We start from the raw sequence: 22,267 nt of genomic DNA, 5'->3' as shown, positions 1-22,267 counted from the left end.
AGCCAAACAAACGGCCGGTTCGACAGACGTCGAACCGGCCGTTTTCGTATTCATTGATCGAAATCAAATAAGACTTCCTCTTCCTCGACTATCGTTCTCCCATCGAAGACCGATGATGCCTGCGGGAGCATGGAGTGAGATCGATGAACAGGCTGATGAAACCCGGTGCCCGGGAACGGGAGACCCTGCTGAATTCCGGCCTCTTGTCCGCCCTTGGCGTGGAGAGCGTGGCGGCGATGATGGAGATAGCGGCGATCGGCAACCTGCCGGCACGCCAGATGCTGTTTCGCGAGGGTGAGCCGGCGGACATGCTGCATTCCGTTCTCTCCGGCTATGTGCGTGTCTACAAGCTCGATCCGGACGGCCGAGAAGCGGATGTCGAACTCTACGGTCCCGGCGACCTCATCGGCGCAAGCGTCGTGCTCGACGGCAGCCGCTACGGTGCTACTGCCCAGGCCGCCGAGCCTTCCCTCATCGCGCGTTTCGACCTGAAGCGCGTGCGCGACATTGCAGGGCGGCGGCCGGATCTGGCGATGGCGCTCGCCAACGCCTTGTCCGGCCAACTGTCACGGGCCTTTGCCAGCCTTGCCGACGACCGGCTGCACACTGCACCGCAGCGCGTGGCGCGCTACCTGCTCGCCCAGTGCCCGGCAGACGACAAGGCGACAAGTTTCCGCCTACCCTACCAGAAGAGCCTGCTCGCCGGCAGGCTCGGCCTTGCACCCGAGGCACTGTCGCGCGCCTTCTCCATGCTGCGCAGCCACGGCGTCAATGTGCGCGGCCGGCTCGTCCATGTAAGCGACCCCGAAGCCCTTCGACGGATCTGAGAGATGTTTGTCGGGGCGGGATCAGAGACCGCCCTCAACGCGCAGGAAATCAACGATACGGCCGACCCCCTCTCCCCGCTTCATATCGGAGAAGACGAAGGGCCGGGCGGCGCGCATGCGCTCGGCGTCGCGCTGCATGACGTCCAGATCTGCCCCGACATGGGGGGCAAGATCCTTCTTGTTGATGACCAGCAGGTCCGAACGCGTGATACCCGGCCCGCCCTTGCGCGGGATCTCCTCTCCCTGGCAGACCGAAATGACATAGATCGTCAGGTCCGCGAGATCCGGCGAGAAGGTGGCGGCCAGATTGTCTCCGCCCGATTCGATAAAGACCACGTCGAGATCGGGGAACCGCCGGTTGAGATCGGCAATGGCCTGGAGGTTGATCGAAGCATCCTCGCGGATCGCCGTGTGCGGGCAGCCGCCCGTCTCGACGCCGACGATGCGGTCGGACGACAGCGCCTGCATGCGCACCAGCGCCTCGGCATCCTCCTTCGTATAGATGTCGTTGGTAACGACCGCGACGGAAAAGTGCTCGCGCATCGCCTTGCAGAGCTTTTCGGTGAGCGCCGTCTTGCCCGAGCCGACCGGGCCGCCGATACCGACGCGCAGGGGGCCATTCTTCGATGTCATGGAAAACCTCCGGTAGATCCGGGATAGCCGGCCGGGAGCGCCGCCACCCCTTCGTTGAAACTCCGCACCTTGCCGCGCATCGCCGCACGCGCCGTCATGAGCGAAACAGCCGTGTCGCCAGCGTCTCGTGCCGCAGACTGGCGATATCCGCCCGGACGGCCGCCGAACCGAGATCATCGAGCGTCGAACGGGCTGCCGCCGCCGCAAGCGTGAGGATCGTCCCCTCCAGCTCCGCAAGCAGCGCCACGCCACCCCGCTGGCCGATAACGCCGCAGCGGATGGCGACCGAGGCAAGGTTCGAGGCGACCGCGTGCAGATAGGCGACAAGCGCCGCTTCGGCCGCAACGCCATGCCCGCCCGAAACGGCACCGACGGCCACCGGATAGGCGGCGACGGCACCGAGCGTCGCCAACACCGGATGCGGCCAGCTCGCCGCAGCAGCGAGAAAGGCCTCGCCCTGCAGCATCGTCTCACGATACCGCTCCGCTGAGCCCGACAATGCCGCCGCGAGTTCGGCAACCTCCGTCAGCCGCCCGGCATCGCCGAAGGCCCGATGCGCCTCGGCGAAAAGCACGGCATCGTTCCAGAGATTGCCGTGCGCAAGGAGGCTCACGAGCCAGGTACGGAGCGTTTCCGCATCGCTCACATCGCCATCGCTCACCACCTGCTCCAAACCGCCGGAATAGGAGAAGGCACCGACTGGAAAGGCCGGCGAGAGCCAGGTCATCAGGCGCAGCAGAGCCGCAGGCGACGCCGTATCAGCCATGGCTGTGATGGTGGTGGCCGTGCCCCGCGCCGTGATAGGCGCCGCGCAGCGGATGGAAGGGCTCCACGACGTCCCGCACCGCAGCACCAAGCCCCTTCAGCATATCCCGGATCACATGGTCGCGCAGGATGAGGATACGCATGTCCTCGATCTGCGCCGGCAGGTGACGGTTGCCGAGGTGCCAGGCAAGCTCGGCAAGATGCAGGCGATCCTTCGGCACCACCTCGTAGAGCTCCTCCGCAGCGGCGATCACCTCGATCACCTCGCCCGCTTCCGTGAGCAGGAGATCGCCATGGGCAAGCTGTACGGGTTCGCGGAGATCGAGCATCACGACATCGTCGCTGCGCATGTGCAGGAGCTTGCGACGCACATGGCGCTGATCATGGGCGAGAATGACGGCGTCGATGGGCGTGCGGGATCCGCCGGTTCCGTGCGGCAGGATTTCCGTGGAGCGATGGGGCAAGAGGCGACCTCGGGTCTCGATGGATCAAGTCCCCCCGACAAGAGCACGTTTGCCCTGTCGAGGAAACCGCCGAAGCGCCGACCTACGTCATTTGGCGTAGGTCGTCATCAGCGCCGGCGCCCGCCAGCGGCAACGCGGCGGCTCGGCTCCAGCAGTCCCTCACCCTCGTCCTCATGGATCGTCCGGTCGCGGCCGAGCGACTTGGCAAGATAGAGCGCCCGGTCCGCCGCCTCGAAGATCGCTTCGAACGACCGGCCTTGAGCTCGATCCGCGATGCCGGCCGACAGGGTGACGGTGACCGGACCCTTGGCACCCGCGACACGGCGCGCAGCAACGGAACGACGGGCTTCCTCCACCAGCAGGCTGCAATCCCCGCGGTCGTCGTTCTCGATGAAGACGGCGAACTCCTCGCCGCCGACACGCCCGACGAGATGGGGAGCGGCAAAGACCCGCTCCAGCTCATCTGCAACGGCAACGATGACCGCATCGCCCACCGCTTGCCCATGCGTGTCGTTGACAAGCTTGAACCGATCGACATCGAACAGCACGAAAAAGCCGTTAACCTTCTTCTCCGCCATATCAGCGATGAAGGCCCGCCGGTTCAGGAGGCCTGACAGCGAATCCAGCCGGCTAAGCCGTTCCAATTCGGCGCGTGACAGCGCCATTTCATGCACTGCCATGCCCAGAAGCCAGGCGATCAGGGCCGAAACGCTCGCCGCAACCAGCACCGTCGTGGGAGTATCGAAACCGAGAGCGGCGGCAAAGGGGTTGGGGAGCAGGCCGAAGTTCGCGAGGATTGCCGTAGCCATCAGATAGCCCGCAGTGGCAAGCGTGATGGTCACCAGGACGGTGTTCAGCACGAACATCGAAATATCGGCCCGCGTCTGGAAGACACCCGCCTCCCACTGGGCCCTCAGCCAAAGGGCCAGCCTGCCACGCATACATCTCTCCATAATGAACAAGGAGACCCTAAGGCACTTTCTTTCAGATTCAGCTAATGCCTTCGCTAGAAGTTTAACTGTCCCGTTTTGAAACTTCCGTTAAGGGATATGCGGAGAGGTCCGCTTGGCCGGCAGCCGCCTAGAAAAGGAAATAGCGCTGTGCCATCGGCAGCACGGTCGCGGGCTCGCAGGTCAGCAATTCGCCGTCCGCCCGCACCTCATAGGTCTCCGGATCCACCTCGATATGCGGCGTCAGGTCGTTCAGCACCATCGAGGCCTTGGAGATGGCCCGCGTGTTGCGCACCGGCAGCAGCTGCTTGGCGACGCCGAGCCGCTCGCGCAGGCCGAGATCGATCGCCGCCTGCGAGACGAAGGTGACGGAGGAATTGGTGCGCATCTTGCCGAAGGCACCGAACATCGGGCGGTAGTGCACCGGCTGCGGCGTCGGGATGGAAGCGTTCGGATCGCCCATCGGCGCCATCGCGATCCCCCCACCGATCAACACCATGTCCGGCTTCACACCGAAGAATGCCGGGTTCCACAAGACGAGATCGGCCCGCTTGCCGACCTCGACGGAGCCGATCTCGTGGCTGAGACCATGGGCGATCGCCGGATTGATCGTGTATTTCGCGATGTAGCGACGGATGCGCAGGTTGTCGTTCTCGCCCGTCTCGCCGGCAAGGCGGCCGCGCTGGCGCTTCATCTTGTCGGCGGTCTGCCAGGTGCGGATCGCCACCTCCCCGACGCGGCCCATGGCCTGGCTGTCAGAGGAGATGATCGAGAAGGCGCCGATATCGTGCAGGATGTCCTCGGCCGCGATCGTCTCCTTGCGGATACGGCTCTCGGCAAAGGCGATGTCCTCCGGAATCGACGACGACAGGTGATGGCAGACCATCAGCATGTCGAGATGTTCGGAGATCGTGTTGACCGTGTAGGGTCGTGTCGGATTGGTCGAGGACGGAATGACATTGGCATGGCCACACACCTTGATGATGTCCGGCGCATGGCCGCCGCCCGCCCCCTCGGTGTGGAAGGCATGGATGGTGCGGCCTTTGATGGCGGCCATCGTGTCCTCGACGAAGCCGCTTTCGTTCAGCGTGTCCGTGTGGATCATAACCTGCACGTCGTAGTCATCAGCGACGGAAAGGCAGCAGTCGATCGCCGCCGGCGTCGTCCCCCAATCCTCGTGCAGCTTCAGCGCGCAGGCCCCGGCCTTCACCATTTCCTCGATCGCCGCCGGCAGCGAGGCATTGCCCTTGCCGGCAAGCGCCAGGTTCATCGGAAAGGCGTCAAAGCTCTCGATCATGCGCTCGATATGCCAGGCGCCCGTGCAGGTGGTGGCAAGCGTACCGTGTGCCGGGCCGCTGCCGCCGCCAAGCATCATGGTGATGCCGCTCGCCAGCGCTTCCTCGATCTGCTGCGGGCAGATGTAGTGGATATGGGCGTCCATGCCGCCCGCCGTGAGGATCTTGCCCTCACCTGCAATCACCTCGGTCGAGGGGCCGACAATGATGGTGACGCCGGGCTGCGTATCAGGATTGCCCGCCTTGCCAACCGCAGCGATGCGACCGTTCTTGAGGCCCACATCAGCCTTGAAGATACCGGTGTGGTCGATGACCAGCGCATTGGTAATGACCGTGTCGACGGCCCCCTCGGCTCGCGTTGCCTGGCTCTGGCCCATACCGTCGCGGATGACCTTACCGCCACCGAACTTCACCTCGTCGCCATAGCTGGTGAAATCCCTTTCCACCTCGGCGAAGAGCTCGGTATCGGCCAGCCGTACCCTGTCGCCGATGGTTGGGCCGAACATGTTGGCATAGGCGGCACGGGACATTCGATAGGACATGGTCAACTTCCCCGGGAGGCAGGTGTCTTGTTCGGATGGTCGGAAACTTTGCCAACCGGAGCGGCATCGCTTTGGCGTCGCGCAAGGCGGCAAAAGATCGGGAGCCGCTCCGGTAGATCGGCGCCCATCAGAGGCGCTCCAGCCGGTCGAGACGGCCGGCAGCAATCTGGGCATCCACCCAGCGCCGCTCGGCGACAAAGGGGTGCCATTGCCACCCTTCGTGACCGAACCCGGCGATGGAAACACGATCGCCCGCCTTGGCGACGGTGTCGAGCACATGGGCGATGACGATCAGCCCGGAACTCGGCACCACATAGGGTGGCGGGTCGAAGACCGCCAGCGCAGCATCGAGCGCATGATGCACCGCAGACGGGATCACGTCGATCCGCCGACCGGTGGCGTGCGCGAATGTCTCGAAGCCGAGCGTGTAGTCGTCGCAGAAATCGTCGAGATCGGGATGGCTCACGGCAAGGGCCGGGCGCATGGCGGCAAACATCTGCGCGGCTCGCACGCACCAGAATTCGCGCGCCTGCCGCACCGCGGCACTTGCCTTCCAATAGCCACTGCCCAGCATCGCCAAGGCCGGGCGGCCGGTGTTGCAGACCGCCACGATATCGGTCCTGTCACCCCCGCGCCCCAGGGAGCGGCAGTCGTTGAAGCGGATCACGAGATCGGCGGCATCGATCACCGCGGCAAGCCCGTCGGGCACGGGCCCGTTTCCGACAATGGCGATCCTGCGCGACACCGCCCGCCTCCTCAATTTCCGGAAAATTCGGAGACGGCCTTCAGTTCGGCCGTGCGTTTGCGCGTCAGGTCGGCGAGGCAACCGGAAACCAGCATCGGCTCCATGGAGCCGCCGCGCGCCTCGAAGCCGGCCAGCTCGCACTGCCCGTCCCGGTAGCCGATCCAGGCACGCTGGGCACGTTTCAGCGCGTCAACGGCGCCGACATAGTGCTCGCCCATCTCGCGGGCCTGTTCGTCCATCCTGCGCGCCGCGGCCATGGTCACCTTGTAGGCGGCATTCAGTTCTTCGTCGGCGGCCTCATAATCGCGGCCGGCGCAGATGTTCATCTCGATCTGTGCCTGGGCGTTTTGGCAATCAACCTCCGGCTCACCGTCCTGCGCGGCGGCCATAGGGGCAGAGAGAAGAAGGAGCGCGGTGGCGAGCAGGAGGCAGGAACGTATCACCATGTCAAAGCTTCCCCATCACGCCCTGGCGGAAACCGTAGATTTCGCGCTTGCCGGCAAAAGGAATGAGATGAACCGTACGGGTCTGCCCCGGCTCGAAACGCACCGCCGTGCCGGCTGGAATGTCGAGACGCAGGCCCCGTGCCTTCTCCCGATCGAAGGCGAGACCCGCATTGGTTTCGTAAAAATGGTAGTGGCTGCCGACCTGGATCGGCCGGTCGCCGGTGTTGGAAACATCGAGCGTGGTGACCGGCAGGCCGGCATTGAGTTCGAGATCGCCGGAAGCGGCAATGATTTCACCGGGGATCATGACACCCTCCTCACGCCGCGGCTGCCGGCCCGCAGCCTTCGGCCTTCAGGACCCGCTTGGCGGAGGCCGGATATTTTGCGAGCAGTGCCGCAGGCCGGACCGGGCGGCGCACGAACTCGCCGCCGCAGTTCGGGCAGGCACCGTCAAGAACACCCGTCACGCAATCGATGCAGAAGGTGCATTCGAACGTGCAGATCATCGCCTCCGGGCTTTCCGGCGGCAGGTCGCGGTCGCAGCATTCGCAGTTCGGTCGAAGGTCCAGCATGATCTCACCTGATCGGTTCGTGCACGGTCACGAGCTTCGTGCCGTCGGGGAAGGTCGCCTCGACTTGAATGTCGTGGATCATCTCGGGAATGCCCTCCATCACCTGGTTGCGCGCCAGCACGTGGGCACCTGCTTCCATCAGCTCGGCAACCGCCCGGCCGTCACGCGCACCCTCGACGACGAAATCAGTAATCAACGCGATCGCCTCGGGATGGTTGAGTTTCACGCCGCGTTCCAGCCGCTTGCGCGCCACGATCGCGGCCATGGCGATCAGCAGTTTGTCCTTTTCGCGGGGAGTCAGGTTCATGGATGGCCCATCGCTTGATTCACGTCGTGCGATATTAAACAGGGGAATTGCGCGCACGACATACGTAAAACAGGAACCCGGCTCGAAACCGCAGGGGGTCAGAGGGTCCACACTTTCGGTACGCCCGCGCCGCCACGCAGGTGCGAAATGATCGGGATCAGCTTTTTGCGAAGCGCGAACCCATCGGGCGCAACGAGGCGCAGAACGAGCTTGTCCTGCCAATGGCTGGCACCGCCCTCCCCGTCCACCAGCAGCCGGCGCAGCGGCTCCAGATGCGCCTCTGCTGCAGCGCCACAGAAGAGCACGGTGGCAAAGGCACGAGCACCGGCCAATGTCGCCCTTTGGTCCGCCAGCGCGGCAATCCCGCCGGCCAGCGCGGTTTCCTCCGCATGGATCAGCCGGCCGGCACGGCGGATGCGCCAGCGGTCCCGGAAAAGCCCGGCCTCCATACGCTCGCCCATCGCCTTGCGACCGAGCAGAATGGCCTCGACCGCAAGGAACGTGGCGTCTTCGGCAAGATCCACCTCCAGCCGGCGGCCGAGTGCCGCCTGATCAAAAAGAATGGTCTCCTGCGGCAGCCAGTCGACTCGCGCACCGGCACCGACAGCAATGCGGGTCTCCACACTCGCAGTGGACGCATGTGCCTTGTAGACCCGTTCACAGGCTTGCGTCGTCGCCGTCAGGCGCGTTCCGGCGCGAGCCTCCAGCTCCCAGAGGACACGGTCCCCGCCGGTGAGCCCACCTGCCGTGTTGATCAACACCGCTTCCATCGTTCCGTCGAAGGTCTTGGGCAGGCGGATCTTGGCGCAGCCCTCCTGGAAGAGCACGTCGAGCCGCGTGCCGGCGGCAGAAGCCTTCGCAGCCAGTCGCCCGTGCCCGCGTGCGCGTTGAAGGCGCTGGGAAGGAACCTCCCCTTCAAGAGCAGATGGCGGTTCCGCATAAATGTTCATGGGTTTCGATACCGGAGTTGGGACACTCTTTGGTGCAGGTTTCACCAGGACGCCTCGACACGCAAGCCCCAACCGTGTCCCACCATCATCGCAGAACCCTGCCGGCGACAAAAAAGCCCGGCACGAAGGCCGGGCTCAAGCTCAAGCGGCCGGGCGACGTGCAATGCGCCGCCCGTTCCGTCAGAACGACTACTCGTTCTGAATGTAGGTGTACTTGCCGTCTTCACCCTTCTTCCAGGTGTACATGACGTAGTCCGGACGGGTGATGTCGCCCTTTTCGTCGAAGCCGAGTTCGCCGATCGCGGTCTGGAACGGACCCTTGGACTTGATGGCTTCGGCAACGGCCTGCGCGTCGGTACCGCCGGCAGCCTTGGCGCCTTCAGCGATGACCTGAACGGCAGCATAGGCATAGAGCGTGTAGGCTTCCGGCTCGAAGCCGGCAGCGCGGAACTTCTCGACGAGGTCCTTGGCGGCCGGGTTCTTGCGCGGATCGGGCGCGAAGGTCATCAGCGTGCCGTCGACGGCGTCGCCGGCGATGGAAGCCAGTTCGTTCGAAACGATGCCGTCGCCCGAGATGAAGGTGGCCTTCAGGCCCTGGTCTGCGGACTGGCGCTCGATGAGGCCGAACTCGGTGTGCAGGCCGCCCCAATAGACGACCGAAACGCCGGCTTCCTTCATCTTGGCGATGAGTGCGGAGAAGTCCTTGTCGCCGACATTGACACCTTCATAGATGGCTTCGGTCACGCCGGCTTCGTTCATCGACTTCTTGGTCTCGTCGGCAAGACCCTGGCCATACGGCGTCTTGTCGTGCAGGACGGCGACCTTGGCGTCCTTGAAGTTGGCAGCAACGAAGGAACCGGCAACAGCACCCTGCTGGTCGTCACGGCCGCAGGTACGGAAGGTGTTCCACAGGCCACGCTCGGTGTAGGTCGGGTTGGTGGATGCCGGCGAGATCTGCAGGACGCCGTTTTCCGCATAGATTTCCGAAGCCGGGATGGAAACGCCCGAGTTGAAGTGACCAACCACGAACTTCACGCCATCAGCGACGAACTTGTTGGCGACCGAAACGCCCTGCTTCGGGTCGGAAACGTCGTCGCCAAGCACGATCTTGACCTGCTCGCCATTGATGCCACCGGCTGCATTGAGGTCGGCAGCGGCCTGCTCGGCACCCTTCTGCAGCTGCGCGCCGAAGGCGGCGTTCGGACCGGTCAGCGGGCCGCCGACACCGATCAGGATGTCGGCCCAGGCGCTGCCGCTGAAGGCGACCATTGCAGCCAAAGCAACAGCCGACATGAGAGACTTCTTCATATTGTTACTCCCAAATTTAAAGCGGGCTTGTTTCAACCGGTCGCAACACCCGCATCATTGCGCCGATATCGTTATGCCGCGACCGAAAACCGGCCGCGGGCTTCCCTCTGGTTATTTCGCTTTCCAGGAAAAGGGCGATGCCTTTTCATAGAGCCAGTAATAGTTATTGGTCATCTGCCGCGTGCGATAGTAGCGGTAACCCAGCGTAGCAAACAACAAAAGCACGACCGTGTCCACGACATAGTATTGCACCGTGAGCATGGTGCCGTGGAACAGCGCATGGTGAACGAAGCGGATCGCCGCACCGAGCAGAAGCACGTAAATCACCAGCGTGGCGTAGCTCTGCCAGTTCTCGGCGACGCTCTTGCCGGTACGCCAGGCCGTCCAGCCGCCCATGATGACGGTGATGAACAGGAACTGCCAGATCGACGGTTCTTCGTAGAGAATTCCCTGCATAATACATACTCCCCTTACAGGGCCGCGCGTCCCGCAGGATATGCGCCAGCCGCCGTAAATCCTAGGATCGGCGCAGGATCCATGCGGGTCCTGCGCGGGACCACCCTCAGTGCCGGCCGCCTTCGAGATAGGCGGCGCGCACTTCCGGATTGGCCAGAAGTTCCTTGCCCGAACCGCTCATCGTCACCTGACCGTTGACCATCACATAGGCCCGGTCGGAGAGTTTGAGAGCGGCGAAGGCGTTCTGCTCGACGAGGAACACCGTGAGGCCCTCGTTCTGATTGAGCTTCTTGATCGCGTCGAAGATGCCCTTGACGATCAGCGGGGCAAGACCGAGCGAGGGCTCGTCGAGAAGCAGGAGCTTCGGACGCGCCATCAGCGCACGACCGATGGAGAGCATCTGCTGCTCGCCGCCCGAAAGCGTGCCGCCGCGCTGGGCCTGACGCTCCTTGAGCCGCGGGAAGAGCGTGAAGATCTTTTCCACGTCCTCGTTGAAATACTTCAGATTGTCGAGGCTCGCGCCCATCTGGAGATTTTCATAGACCGTCATGCGCGGGAAGATGCGGCGCCCTTCCGGCGACTGGGCGATACGACGACGGGCGATCAGATGCGTCGGCAGACGGGTGATGTCCTCGCCGTCGAACGTGACGGTGCCGGCGCGGGCCTGCGGGCTGCCGCAGATCGTCATCATCAGGGTCGACTTGCCGGCGCCGTTCGCACCGATGAGCGAGACGATCTCGCCCTTCTTGACCTCGACATCGACGCCGGCGAGTGCGCGGATATTGCCGTAGTAGGTTTCCACGCCCTTGACGCTGAGAAGCGTATCGCTCATTCCTGCGATCCTCCCTGCGTGCCCTCGATCACCTCGATTTGCTCGATCACCTCTTCGACCTCATCATCTTCGACACCGAGATAGGCCGCGATAACCTTCGGATCGTTCTTCACATGGTCCGGCGTGCCGTCGGAGATCTTCTGCCCATATTCGAGCACGACCACATGGTCAGAAATCTCCATGACAACGGACATGTCGTGCTCGATGAGCAGGATCGACGTGCCGCTGTCGTTGCGGATCGAGCGCAGGAGTTCGTTGAGCGCCAGCGATTCGCGGGGGTTGAGGCCTGCGGCCGGCTCGTCGAGGCACAGGAATTCCGGCCCCGTGCACATGGCGCGGGCGATTTCCAGACGCCGCTGCGCGCCATAGGGCAGATCGCCCGCCGGGTCGTCGGCACGCTCGATGAGATTCGCCTTCTCCAGCCAGTACTTTGCGACATCGATCGATTCGCCGGCAGCCTTCTTGTAGGCGGGCATGCCGAGCAGGCCGAGGATCGTATAGCCGGAGGCCTTCATCAGCATGTTGTGCTGGGCGACGAGCAGGTTTTCGAGAACCGTCAGGCCGGAAAACAGCCGGATGTTCTGGAAGGTGCGCGCCACCTTGGCATCGCGGTTGACCTCGAAGTCGGTCATGCGCTCCAGCAGGAACTGCTTGCCGCCCTTCTGGCACATGGTGATCATGCCCATGGTCGGCTTGTAGAAGCCCGTCACGCAGTTGAACACCGTGGTCTTGCCGGCACCGTTGGGGCCGATGAGCGCCGTGATGTCGCCGCGGTAGGCCTCGAAGGAGAGGTCGTTGATGGCCATGAGACCACCGAAGCGCATCGACAGATGCTCGACTTTCAGGATGGGATCTTTCGTCATCGTATTCGTTCCGGGCGCCATCAGCCGTGCCCTTCCTTGGTAAAGCTTCCGGAGACCGCCTTGCGCTCCTTGAGGAACGCGGTCGGCTCACGGCTTCCCACGAAGCCGCGCGGCTTCCAGACCATGACGACGACCATGGCGAGGCCGAAGATCAGCATGCGGTAGAGTTCCGGCGTGAAGTCAGGTCCGAAAATGGACTTGAGGAACGTCATCTCGCGCAGGAGCTCCGTACCGCCGACCATGACCGCCGCCGCAATGGCGATACCGACGAGCGAGCCCATGCCGCCGAGAACGACGATGGCAAGGATGATCGCCGATTCGAGGAAGACGAAGCTTTCCGGCGACACGAAGCCCTGGCGCACAGCGAAGAAGGAGCCGGCAAAACCGCCAAACATCGCGCCGATGGAGAAAGCCGTCAGCTTGGTCGTCACCGTGTTGATGCCGAGCGAACGGCAGGCGATCTCGTCTTCACGCAACGCTTCCCAGGCTCTGCCGATCGGCATGCGGCGCAGGCGGATCGTCACGTAGGCGGTGAGCAGGGCCAGCGCCAGGATGAGATAGAAGAGGAAGATCTTGTAATAGGCCGAGGACATCGGCAGACCGAAGGCCTTGGCGAAGTTGTTCGGCGCGCTGACGTCGAACGACCAGATACCGAAGACCGAAGCCTTGGGAATGCCCGACACGCCGAAGGTACCGCGAGTCACTTCCGTCCAGTTGATGAGCACGAGACGGATGATTTCCCCGAAGGCCAGCGTCACGATGGCAAGGTAGTCACCCTTCAGGCGCAGCACCGGGAAGCCGAGGATCATGCCCCAGAAAGCCGCAAGGATGCCGGCAAGCGGCAGCAGGATCCAGAAGGAGAAACCGAACTGCTGCGACAGCAGCGCGTAGGAATAGGCACCGACCGCATAGAAGGCGACATAACCGAGGTCGAGCAGGCCGGCGAGACCGACGACGATGTTCAGGCCCCAGGCGAGCATCACGTAGATGAGGATCTGGATACCGAAATTGTCGACCCACTTCAGCGAGCCCTGCACGCCGAAGAGCATGACCATCAGCGGCGGATAGATGAGCAGCGCAACGATGGCGATCTTGCTGAAGTTGCGCTTGAAGAAGCTCTCCTCGCCTTCCGCCGGCTTGGCCGAAGCGGCCGCCTTGCGGGCCGCGGCCCAGGGACGCAGATAGGCGACGGAAAGGAAGCGGCCGACGGCAGCGACGACCACGAAGATCGCAAGCAGCCCCCAGCGCTGGTTCAGCACAAGCTCGTTGCGGATGTTCTGCGTGGTCTCGAGACCGACGAAGAGGACGAAGAGGCCGAGTGCGACGAGACCGGCAAAAAAGCCCTCGCGCAGAGCCTGCGCCGTCAGGTTCCCGCCGGCGCGCTCATGAGTGTTCGAAATGTTGGACATGGATCAAACCTTCTCGACTTCCGGTCGTCCGAGAATACCGGACGGCTTGAAGATCAGGACGATGGCGAGGATGGAGAACGTCGCGACGTCCTTGTAGTCGATGGTGAAGTAGGCGGACCACAGGCTCTCGATGAGGCCGATGAGCAGACCGCCGAGCACGGCGCCCGGAAGCGAGCCGATACCGCCGAGAACCGCAGCCGTGAAGGCCTTGACGCCCGGAATGAAGCCGTCGGTGAAGACGGTCACGCCGTAATACATCAGGTACATGGTACCGGCGACGGCAGCGAGCGAGGCGCCCATGATGAAGGTCACGGAAATCGTCCGGTCGACATCGATGCCGAGCAGGGCCGCCATCTTGCGATCCTGTTCCGTCGCGCGCTGGGCACGACCGAGCGAGGTCTTGTTGACGATGTACCAGAAGGTCGCCAGCAGGATGACCGTCAGCACCATGATGATCAGCTGCTTCAGCGAGATCGAGATGCCGAAGACGTTGTAGACCGACGACACCATTGGCGGGATCGGCTTGTTGCGCGGACCCTGCGTGACCTGGATGAAGTTCGACAGCGCGATCGACATGCCGATTGCGGTGATCAGCGGCGCCAGGCGGAACGAGCCGCGCAGCGGCCGGTAGGCCACCTTTTCGATCGTCCAGTTCCACAGCGATGCCGTCAGCATGGCCGCAGCGATCATGACCAGCAAAAGTATGACGACCGGAAGGCCGACAAACACGCTGGTGAGGACGAGAAAGACGATGAGAGCGGCAAACCCGCCGAGCATGAAGATATCGCCATGGGCGAAGTTGATCATGCCGATGATGCCGTAAACCATGGTGTAGCCGATGGCTATCAAACCATAAATAGATCCAAGCGTCAGCCCGTTGACGAGCTGCTGGACAAAGTATTCCATTTGCTATCCCCCGGATGCGGTTCCTGAGGGCCGCATCTCTTGTTCTTGTCTGCTCTTTTTTCGAGCTTGTTTGACAGTCCGGATTCCATACCGCTTTCGATACAAAAGGGAAGCCCAAAAAGCCCGGATCGACAATTTCTTTAGCAAGAACGGTTAAATGGCGCGTTTGACGCCAGGAAAACCAAAATTTCGGCACGAAGCGCGGCGCTTTTGCCCAAAAAGATGCACGAAAGTCGCAAACGGCGCTGTGCCGATCTGGCACGACGCCATGTAAGCGAGAGCAAATCAGCCGCGCATACGCGCGCCGGATGGGTCGAACAGCGGTTCGGGCTGCAGGCGCGCCGGCAGCATCTCGCCCAGAAGCTCAATCGACCAGCCGGATTCGACATCGGCGATCTCCTTCGGCACATAGCCGACCGCGACCGAGAGGCCGGCCGCATGCGCATAGCCCCCCGAAGTGACCCAGCCGCGCACCGCACCATCCAGATAGATGGGCTCGTCGCCGATCACATCGGCATCCTTCGCCGCAAGGACGAAGGTACGCAAGCGGAGTGCACCGCCCGCTTCCCGCTCAGCCCGCGCCGCGTCCTTGCCGATGAACTCCGCCGCCTTGCCCGTGGCCACGAATCGCTCCAGCCCGGCCTCCGCCGGACCGTAGAGCGGGCGATACTCGCGCGACCAGCTGCCGTAGGATTTTTCGAGGCGCAGGGCGTTCAGCGCCCTTAGGCCGAACAGGCGGATGCCGAACTCGGCCCCGGCTTCGAGGATGAGATCGTAGAGATAGCGCTGGTATTGCGGCTTCATCCAGATCTCGTACCCGAGATCGCCGGTATAGCTGACGCGCCCGACGATGGCCGGCGCCATGCCGAGATCCATCCGGCGCACCGCCATGAAGGGAAACGCCGCGTTTGAAACATCCCAATGCGTCAGCTTTGCCAGCACATCGCGCGCCCGTGGCCCGGCAATGGCAAGGCCGACAAGCGAGAGGTTCAGCGCCTCCAGCGTGACGGAGCCATCCCGCGGCAGGTGCGTCTCGAACCAGCGCATATGGTAGTCTTCGGCGATCCCCGAACCGATCAGCAGAAAATCCCCCTCGCCGAGCTTGGCAAGCGTGAAGTCGCCGATCAGCTTCCCGTCATCCTTCAGCATGGGCGCAAGCGTCATGCGCCCGGTTTCCGGCAGGCGGCAGGCGAGCAGCCGGTCGAGCAAGGCCGCCGCCGCCCTCCCCTTCACCGCATATTTCGCAAAGCCCGAGGTCTCCATCAGGCCGACGCTCTCGCGCACGGCACGGGCTTCCGCGCCAACGGTCTCGAAATCCGTCGAACGGCGCCAGGAGAACCGGTCCTCCACGCCGGCAGGCGCGAACCACAGCGGCTGCTCCAGGCCATAGGATGCCCCGAAGACGGCACCGGCCGCCTTGAGCCTGTCATAGATCGGCGTCGTCTGCAGCGGCCGGCCGGCCGGCAACTCCTCGTTCGGATAGCGGATCGAGAAGCGGCGCGAATAGTTTTCCCGTACCTTGGCATTGGTATAGGCCAGCGTGGCATAGTCACCGTAGCGCGCGACATCCATGGCAAAGACGTCGAAGCCGGGATCACCGTTGATCATCCAGTTGGCGAGCGCAAGCCCTACGCCTCCGCCCTGGCTGAAGCCGGCCATGACGGCGCAGGCCGACCAGAAGTTCGTCATGCCGCGCACGGGCCCGACGAGCGGATTGCCATCGGGCGAGAAGGTAAAGGGTCCGTTGATGATCTTCTTGATGCCGGCCTTGTTGAAGGCCGGGAAGTGCCGGAAGCCGACCTCCAGCTCCGGGGTGATTCGCGCAATGTCCTCTTCCAGCAGCTCGTGGCCGAAATCCCACGGCGTGGTGAGCGGCGACCAAGGCCGGCAGGCCTTTTCATAGGTGCCCATCAGCATGCCGTTGCGCTCCTGGCGGAGATAGATCTCTCCGTCGAAGTCGACGCAATGCATCAGCTCCTTGCCGGTGGTCCGGTTGAACTCGATGACCTCGGGCATGTCCTCGGTGATGAGATACATGTGCTCCATGGCAAGCACGGGCAGTTCGAGGCCGACCATGCGGCCGATCTCGCGCGCCCAGAGCCCGCCGCAATTGACCACATGCTCGGCAACGATCTCACCCTTGTCCGTGATGACGCGCCAGCTGCCGTCCTCGCGCTGCACGAGATCTTCCACCTTGGTATGCAGATAGATCTCGGCGCCGTTCTTCTTTGCGGACTTCGCATAGGCGTGTGTCGTGCCATAGGGATCGAGATGGCCCTCGACGGGATCGAAGACCGCACCGACGAACTGGTCCGGATCAAGCAGCGGCATCAGCTCATGCGCCTCCTTCGGCGTGAGGAGATGCGCATCGAGGCCCATGTAACGGCCCTTGGCGAGGATCGACTTCATCCAGTCGAAGCGATCCTTGGTCGATGCCAGCATCATGCCCGAGGTCATGTGCAGGCCGATGTCCTGGCCGGAATAGTCCTGGATCTCCTTGTAGAGCTCCACCGTGTACTTCTGCAGCTTTGCGACGTTCGGATCACCGTTGATCGTGTGCATGCCGCCGGCTGCGTGCCAGGTCGAGCCGGAGGTCAGCTCCGAACGCTCGACGAGCACGACATCGGTCCAACCGAATTTCGTGAGGTGATACAGGACGGAGCAGCCGACAACGCCGCCCCCGATAACGACGACCCTTGCATGGCTCTTCATGAAAACTCCGGTTTTTCCGGGTTGAAGGGAATTCAATGCGGCGCGAATGCAGCCTATTGGGTTCCCCCGACGCCCGGCAAGCCCGAGGTGCGAAGCGCCATGTCGCTCCGGATGTTTTTGTCAGCGCGTGGCGAAATCGACGGAGAGATCGTGACTGCGCGCCATGACCTTGAGATCGGCGACCAGTGCCTCGGCAAAGCTGCGCATCACCACAAGATCAAAACGATCGGCACCGGTGCGGGCGAGATTGACCGAGAGATGGTTGCACAGCACGTTCGCAGCGCGCCCGACGGCGAAGGCCTCCGGATGAAGGTCGACAGCGATACCGTTCGCAAGGATGCGTGCCGCATCGGGGCCGGACAGGGTAAGCGCCACGCGGCCATGGCTCTGGTCGACCACGAAGGCGAAGGCACCGAGCCGGACGGACAGTTCGGCAGCCAGCGTTTCCGGCGCATGCACCTCCGACAGCACCAGCCATTCGCCCGGGCCGCAGAAGCGGGCCTCGAACGCACCGTCGGCGACGAGGATGCCGGCCGCTTCGGCACCGTGGCCGCGTGCCGCCAGCACCACGGCGATGGCCGTGGCACGGTGCACGGCAAGATGGTTGGTCCGCTCGCCGGGGACGGCGCCGATCGTGCCGTCCAGCGCGTGTACTGCCTGATACTCGTAAGCCATGGTCTTACCTCACGCCGTCAGCTTTCGGTTTTCCGGATCGACGAAGACCGGATCGCAGACTTCGGCAAATGTCTCCACACCGCGCAGCTGGTCCCAGACGACGATCTTCTCGCCGTAGCGCTCGCGCCCTGATTTCAGGAAGGCAAGCGCGATATGCGTGCCGAGCGTCGGTGAGAAGCAGACGGAGCTGACCCAGCCCTGGTCGTTGATCGTCGAAGGCTTGGCACCGTCCTTGAGAAGATGCGCGCCGGCGCGCATGTCCTTGTCCGCCTCCAGTGCCTTCAAGCCAACGAGCTGGGCGCGGTCGGCGGCGGTCAGGCCGAAGCGGGTGGAGAGCCGCTTGCCGATGAAATCCGGCTTGCCGGTGCCCATCATGCGGCCGAGGCCCGCATCGTCGGGCGTCACGCGACCGTCGAGCTCGGCATGGGTGACATGGCCCTTCTCGATGCGCAGCACGTTCAGCGCCTCGACACCATAGGCGCAGAGGCCGTGCGGTGCGCCCACCCGCATCAGCGCGTCGGCCACCGCTTCGCCATAGCTTGCCGGCACCGCCAGCTCATAGGCAAGCTCGCCGGAAAAGGAGATGCGGAAGAGCCGTGCCTTCAGATTGCCCTTCAGCCGCACCTCACGCGCGGCGAGGAACGGGAAGGCTGCATCGGAAAGATCGTCCTCGACGACGGCCTGCAGGATCGTACGCGCCTTCGGCCCGGCAATCGACATCTGCGCCCATTGGTCGGAGACCGACAGGAAGCGAACGCGAAGCTCCGGCCAGAGGGCCTGTGCGGCAAACTCCATATGCGAAAGCACGCCCGCGGCCATGGCCGTGGTGGTCGTCACCAGGAAATGCTCTTCGGCCAGCCGGCTCACCGTGCCATCGTCATAGACCATACCGTCCTCGCGCAGCATCAGCCCGTAGCGAGCCTTGCCGACGGGAAGCTTGAGCACGGGATTGCAATAAAGCCGGTTCAGGAACTCGGCGGCATCCGGGCCGAAGACCTCGATCTTGCCGAGCGTCGAGACATCGCAGAGGCCGGCATGCTCGCGCACGGTCCGGACCTCGCGATCGACGCTTTCCCGCCAGGTCTTTTCCCCAGCCTTCGGAAACCAGGAAGAGCGATACCAGAGGCCGGCATCGATGAAGACTGCACCGTGCCGGGTCGCCCAGCCATGCAGCGGCGAGCGGCGGGCGGGCATCGCATGTTCATCACGCGCGGGACCGGCGAGCGCGCCGAAGGAGACGGGCGAATAGAACGGCCGGAAGGTGGTGGTGCCCACCTCGGCGGGACTGACGCCGCGCATCGTGGCCAGGATGCCGATGGCGTTGATGTTGCCGAGCTTGCCCTGGTCCGTCGCCATGCCGCTCGTCGTGTAGCGCTTGGCATGCTCGACATGGCCGAAGCCTTCGCGAAGGGCAAGACCGAGATCCTTGCCGTGCACGTCGTTCTGGAAGTCGACGAAGGCCTTCGACTTGGCGCCCGGCACATGCCAGAGCGCCGTGAAAGATGGATCGATCTCCTCGCCGACGACGGGACGCTCGAAGCCGGCAACAGGGCGGCCAAACATTTCCACGACGGCGGCCGCCTTGCGCGCACCGTCCTCGAAACATTCGGACAACCGATAGTGCCCCGCCGCGGCACCGGCCATGACGAGGCCGTCGCCCGCGTCCGGCGCCAGGAACGCCTGCAGGGCCTGCGACCAGACCGGCTTGCCGCCGCGCTGGCAGGCAAGGTGGATGACCGGGCTCCAGCCTCCGGACATGGCCAGGGCGTCGCAGGGGATCAATTCCTCGAAGCCGCCGCGATCAGCAACCACGGCGCGGAGACGCTTGCTCCCCTTCGTATCGACGATGCTGCCGCCACGCATGACCCGCACACCATCGGGCGCTCGGTCCGCAGCCTCCGTGCGGCTGTCGATGAGCACCTCAACCGGCACACCCTGCGCGGAAAGGTCTGCAGCCGTGCGGTAGCCGGACGAGCCGTTGGTGAAGATCGCCACCGACCGGCCGGCGGCGACGCCGAACCGGTTGGCATAGGTGCTGGCGGCACTCGCCATCATTATGCCGGGCCGGTCATTGCCGCCGAAGACCAGCGGCCGCTCCTCCGCACCGGTGGCGAGGATCGCGTGCTTCGCCACGATGCGCCACAGGCGCTCGACCGGCCTTGCCGCGTCGATCGTCGCGCTGTGCTTCTGCACCCGCTCGACGGCACCGAAAACATTGTCGTCATACCAGCCAAAGACCGTGGTCCTGGACAACAGCGTAACGCCAGGATGCCCCTGCAATTCGTCGATCGCGTGCCGGGCAAAGACGAACGACGCCTCACCGTCAAGCCTGGTCGTTTCCGAAAGCAGCGCCCCGCCGAGGGCGAAATCCTGCTCGGCAAGGATCACACGCAGCCCCGAGCGGGCGGCGACCAGCGCCGCGGCGAGCCCCGCCGGGCCAGAGCCGACGACGAGAAGGTCGCAATGCGCCCAGCTCTTCTCGTAGGCATCGGGATCACGCGGAAGGTCCGTGCGGCCAAGGCCGGCGGCGCGGCGGATCAGAGGTTCGTAAACCTTTTCCCAGAAGACGGCCGGCCACATGAAGGTCTTGTAGTAGAAGCCGGCGGACAGGAAACGCGACAGGCGGTCGTTCACCGCGCCGATATCGAAGGCGAGGCTCGGCCAGCGATTCTGGCTGGTGGCCGCAAGGCCGTCATAGAGCTCGGCGACCGTTGCCTTCGTGTTCGGATCGCGCCGCGCGCCCGTACCGATGGTGACCAACGCATTCGGCTCCGACGGCCCGGCCGTCACGATGCCGCGCGGGCGATGGTACTTGAAGCTGCGGCCGACAAGCAGCCGGTCGTTGGCCAAAAGCGCCGAGGCGAGCGTATCGCCGGCATGGCCCGAAAGGTTCGCCCCGTCGAAGGTGAAGCCGATGGTGTTGCTGCGGTCGATGAGGCCGCCGGAGGCGAGGCGATAGGCGGTCATTGCGCGCCTCCCTGCGCCGTGGCGGCATCCGTCACGGAAAACACCTCGTGGGTAAAGTTGTCCCGTTCCACCACCAGCCAGCGCCGGCAGCCGGTGACATGCTGCCAATGTTCGCGGATACGCCCGCGTGGATTGGTGCGGACATGAACATAATCGTGCCACGCCTCGTCCGAAGCCATCGGCGCCGGGCGGGCCGGGGTCGCATCGCCGCGGATCGAAAACTCTTCCTTGGGGCGCACCCCGCAATGAGGACAGGAAATCAGGCTCGCCATGGCATCCTCAATGCAGGTTCGGCTGGGTGCCCGCACCCGCCTCGTCGATGGGGAAACCGCGCTCGAAACGATCGAGCCTGAGCGCGCGCGCCACATGGTGGCTCTCCCCCTTGGCGATGAGATGCGCAAAGCAGAAGCCGGAGGCCGGCGTCGCCTTGAAACCGCCGTAGCACCAGCCGCAGTTGAGATAGAGATTGTCGATCGGCGTGCGATCGATGATCGGCGAGCCATCCATCGACATGTCCATGACGCCGCCCCAGGCACGCAGCACCCGCACGCGGGATAGGCCGGGGATCATCGTCACCCCCTCCTCCATGACATGTTCGGCGGTCGCAAGGTTGCCGCGCTGGGCATAGGAGGAATAACCGTCGATCTCCGCGCCGAAGACGAGGCCGCCCTTGTCGGACTGCGAGATGTAGAAGTGCCCTGCGCCATAGGTGATGACGTGGTCGATGCAGGGCTTCAGCCCCTCGGTGACGAAGGCCTGCAGAACGTGACTCTCGATCGGCAGCTTCAGCCCGGCCATTTCACCGACGCGCGAGGTGTTGCCGGCGGCGGCGAGCGCCAGCCTGTTGCAGCCGATGAAGCCCTTCGTCGTCTCGACGCCGGTGACGATACCGTTTTCCCTGCGGATGCCGGTCACCTCGCAGTTCTGGATGAGATCGACGCCGAGCCGGTCCGCGCCGCGTGCAAAACCCCAGGCGACAGCATCGTGCCGGGCCGTGCCGGCGCGCCGCTGCAGAAGGCCGCCGATGATCGGAAAGCGGGCGTGGTCGAAGTTGAGGAAGGGCAGCATCTTCTTCAGCGTCTCGCGATCGAGCTGCTCGGCCGCCACGCCCTCCATCATCATGGCGTTGCCGCGCCGGACATAATGATCGCGCTGGCCGTCATTGTGGTAAAGGCTGATGATGCCGCGCTGCGACAGCATGACATTGTAGTTCAGCTCCCGCTCCAGCCCCTCCCACAGTTTCAGCGCGAACTCATAGAACGGCTCGTTGCCGGGCAGCATATAGTTGGAGCGCACGATGGTCGTGTTGCGTCCGACATTGCCGGAGCCGAGATAGCCCTTCTCCACCACGGCGATGTTGCGGATGCCGAACTCGCGGGCAAGATAGTAAGCCGTCGCAAGACCATGCCCGCCGCCACCGACGATAATCACGTCGTAGTGGGGCTTGGGTTGTGGCTCCCGCCAAGCGGGCTTCCAGCCGAGGTTGCCGGCAAAGGCTTGTTTGAAGATCGAAAGGGCGGAGTAGCGCATGCGAAATCCTGCATCAGTCGCCCCACATTCGCATATGCAGCACAAACGGCAAGGCCGGCGTCATCTTGTCGCATCCGGGATCCGGGACTGTCCACATGCTGCTATCGAGGCCG

The 22,267-nt window shown here is 63.9% G+C and carries 23 protein-coding genes; 1 reads left to right on the top strand and 22 read right to left on the bottom strand.

Translation table 11 applies throughout. The features are described 5' to 3' along the window. Positions 1-143 precede the first annotated feature (143 nt). Entirely contained in the window at positions 144-827 is a 684-nt protein-coding gene (locus EXZ48_RS02295) for a Crp/Fnr family transcriptional regulator (RefSeq protein ID WP_023512057.1), read from the top strand. Between the two features lie 21 nt (positions 828-848). On the opposite strand, the gene ureG is transcribed toward EXZ48_RS02295, so the two are convergent. The 22 genes from ureG to EXZ48_RS02185 form a co-directional block, all read right to left on the bottom strand. Beyond that, positions 849-1,460 carry an urease accessory protein UreG gene (ureG, locus tag EXZ48_RS02290; protein ID WP_050744079.1) on the bottom strand — a complete coding sequence of 204 codons (612 nt, stop codon included), beginning with the start codon at positions 1,458-1,460 and terminating at the stop codon, positions 849-851. A gap of 94 nt (positions 1,461-1,554) precedes the next feature. After that, entirely contained in the window at positions 1,555-2,226 is a 672-nt protein-coding gene (locus tag EXZ48_RS02285; RefSeq protein ID WP_130514166.1) for an urease accessory protein UreF, read from the bottom strand. Continuing rightward, a complete protein-coding gene (ureE, locus tag EXZ48_RS02280) occupies positions 2,219-2,689 on the bottom strand; it encodes an urease accessory protein UreE (protein ID WP_130514165.1) in 471 nt (156 codons plus the stop codon). Before ureE ends, EXZ48_RS02285 begins: the two co-directional genes overlap by 8 nt. Before the next feature lie 107 nt (positions 2,690-2,796). Beyond that, entirely contained in the window at positions 2,797-3,630 is an 834-nt protein-coding gene (locus tag EXZ48_RS02275; protein WP_165909257.1) for a GGDEF domain-containing protein, read from the bottom strand. A gap of 139 nt (positions 3,631-3,769) precedes the next feature. Further along, positions 3,770-5,476: an urease subunit alpha gene (gene ureC, locus EXZ48_RS02270; protein WP_130514163.1), complete on the bottom strand. Its 1,707-nt coding sequence runs from the start codon at positions 5,474-5,476 to the stop codon at positions 3,770-3,772. A 127-nt stretch (positions 5,477-5,603) separates the two neighbouring features. Beyond that, positions 5,604-6,221, bottom strand: a complete 618-nt coding sequence (locus tag EXZ48_RS02265) for a Urease operon accessory protein (RefSeq protein WP_130514162.1) — start codon at positions 6,219-6,221, stop codon at positions 5,604-5,606. 11 nt (positions 6,222-6,232) lie between these two features. Further along, entirely contained in the window at positions 6,233-6,667 is a 435-nt protein-coding gene (locus tag EXZ48_RS02260; protein ID WP_130514161.1) for a lysozyme inhibitor LprI family protein, read from the bottom strand. 1 nt (position 6,668) lies between these two features. Continuing rightward, entirely contained in the window at positions 6,669-6,974 is a 306-nt protein-coding gene (locus tag EXZ48_RS02255) for an urease subunit beta (RefSeq protein WP_023514120.1), read from the bottom strand. A 10-nt stretch (positions 6,975-6,984) separates the two neighbouring features. Further along, complete coding sequence (locus EXZ48_RS02250) at positions 6,985-7,239, bottom strand: DUF1272 domain-containing protein (RefSeq protein WP_130514160.1); 255 nt, start codon at positions 7,237-7,239, stop codon at positions 6,985-6,987. A gap of 4 nt (positions 7,240-7,243) precedes the next feature. Beyond that, positions 7,244-7,546 carry an urease subunit gamma gene (locus tag EXZ48_RS02245; RefSeq protein ID WP_023514118.1) on the bottom strand — a complete coding sequence of 101 codons (303 nt, stop codon included), beginning with the start codon at positions 7,544-7,546 and terminating at the stop codon, positions 7,244-7,246. Between the two features lie 98 nt (positions 7,547-7,644). Beyond that, entirely contained in the window at positions 7,645-8,496 is an 852-nt protein-coding gene (locus EXZ48_RS02240; RefSeq protein ID WP_130514159.1) for an urease accessory protein UreD, read from the bottom strand. 189 nt (positions 8,497-8,685) lie between these two features. Beyond that, positions 8,686-9,804, bottom strand: a complete 1,119-nt coding sequence (locus EXZ48_RS02235; protein WP_023514116.1) for a branched-chain amino acid ABC transporter substrate-binding protein — start codon at positions 9,802-9,804, stop codon at positions 8,686-8,688. 111 nt (positions 9,805-9,915) lie between these two features. Further along, complete coding sequence (locus tag EXZ48_RS02230; protein ID WP_024270836.1) at positions 9,916-10,260, bottom strand: DUF6867 family protein; 345 nt, start codon at positions 10,258-10,260, stop codon at positions 9,916-9,918. Between the two features lie 106 nt (positions 10,261-10,366). Continuing rightward, positions 10,367-11,092 (bottom strand): ABC transporter ATP-binding protein, encoded by a 726-nt coding sequence (locus EXZ48_RS02225; RefSeq protein ID WP_024270835.1) that lies wholly within the window; start codon positions 11,090-11,092, stop codon positions 10,367-10,369. Continuing rightward, positions 11,089-11,976 (bottom strand): ABC transporter ATP-binding protein, encoded by an 888-nt coding sequence (locus EXZ48_RS02220; RefSeq protein ID WP_024270834.1) that lies wholly within the window; start codon positions 11,974-11,976, stop codon positions 11,089-11,091. The genes EXZ48_RS02225 and EXZ48_RS02220 overlap by 4 nt, the downstream gene beginning before the upstream one ends. Beyond that, a complete protein-coding gene (livM, locus tag EXZ48_RS02215; RefSeq protein ID WP_050744072.1) occupies positions 11,976-13,364 on the bottom strand; it encodes a high-affinity branched-chain amino acid ABC transporter permease LivM in 1,389 nt (462 codons plus the stop codon). The genes EXZ48_RS02220 and livM overlap by 1 nt, the downstream gene beginning before the upstream one ends. A gap of 3 nt (positions 13,365-13,367) precedes the next feature. Next, positions 13,368-14,270: a branched-chain amino acid ABC transporter permease gene (locus tag EXZ48_RS02210; protein WP_024270832.1), complete on the bottom strand. Its 903-nt coding sequence runs from the start codon at positions 14,268-14,270 to the stop codon at positions 13,368-13,370. A 285-nt stretch (positions 14,271-14,555) separates the two neighbouring features. Beyond that, positions 14,556-16,982 (bottom strand): FAD-dependent oxidoreductase, encoded by a 2,427-nt coding sequence (locus EXZ48_RS02205; RefSeq protein WP_130514158.1) that lies wholly within the window; start codon positions 16,980-16,982, stop codon positions 14,556-14,558. Positions 16,983-17,102: 120 nt separating this feature from the next. Then, positions 17,103-17,657, bottom strand: coding sequence for a sarcosine oxidase subunit gamma (locus EXZ48_RS02200; RefSeq protein ID WP_130514157.1), 555 nt, complete (start codon positions 17,655-17,657; stop codon positions 17,103-17,105). Positions 17,658-17,666: 9 nt separating this feature from the next. Beyond that, positions 17,667-20,624, bottom strand: a complete 2,958-nt coding sequence (locus tag EXZ48_RS02195) for a sarcosine oxidase subunit alpha family protein (RefSeq protein ID WP_130514156.1) — start codon at positions 20,622-20,624, stop codon at positions 17,667-17,669. After that, the gene (locus tag EXZ48_RS02190; RefSeq protein ID WP_130514155.1) at positions 20,621-20,896 is read right to left on the bottom strand and encodes a sarcosine oxidase subunit delta; all 276 of its coding nucleotides are present in this window, start codon (positions 20,894-20,896) and stop codon (positions 20,621-20,623) included. The genes EXZ48_RS02195 and EXZ48_RS02190 overlap by 4 nt, the downstream gene beginning before the upstream one ends. 7 nt (positions 20,897-20,903) lie before the next feature. Further along, a complete protein-coding gene (locus EXZ48_RS02185; protein WP_130514154.1) occupies positions 20,904-22,154 on the bottom strand; it encodes a sarcosine oxidase subunit beta family protein in 1,251 nt (416 codons plus the stop codon). Positions 22,155-22,267 lie beyond the last annotated feature (113 nt).

Source organism: Shinella sp. JR1-6 (genome assembly GCF_004284735.1).
Classification (GTDB): Bacteria; Pseudomonadota; Alphaproteobacteria; order Rhizobiales; family Rhizobiaceae; genus Shinella.
The sequence above is the reverse complement of the archived record's forward strand: the minus strand, read 5'-3'. Positions and strand labels throughout refer to the sequence as shown.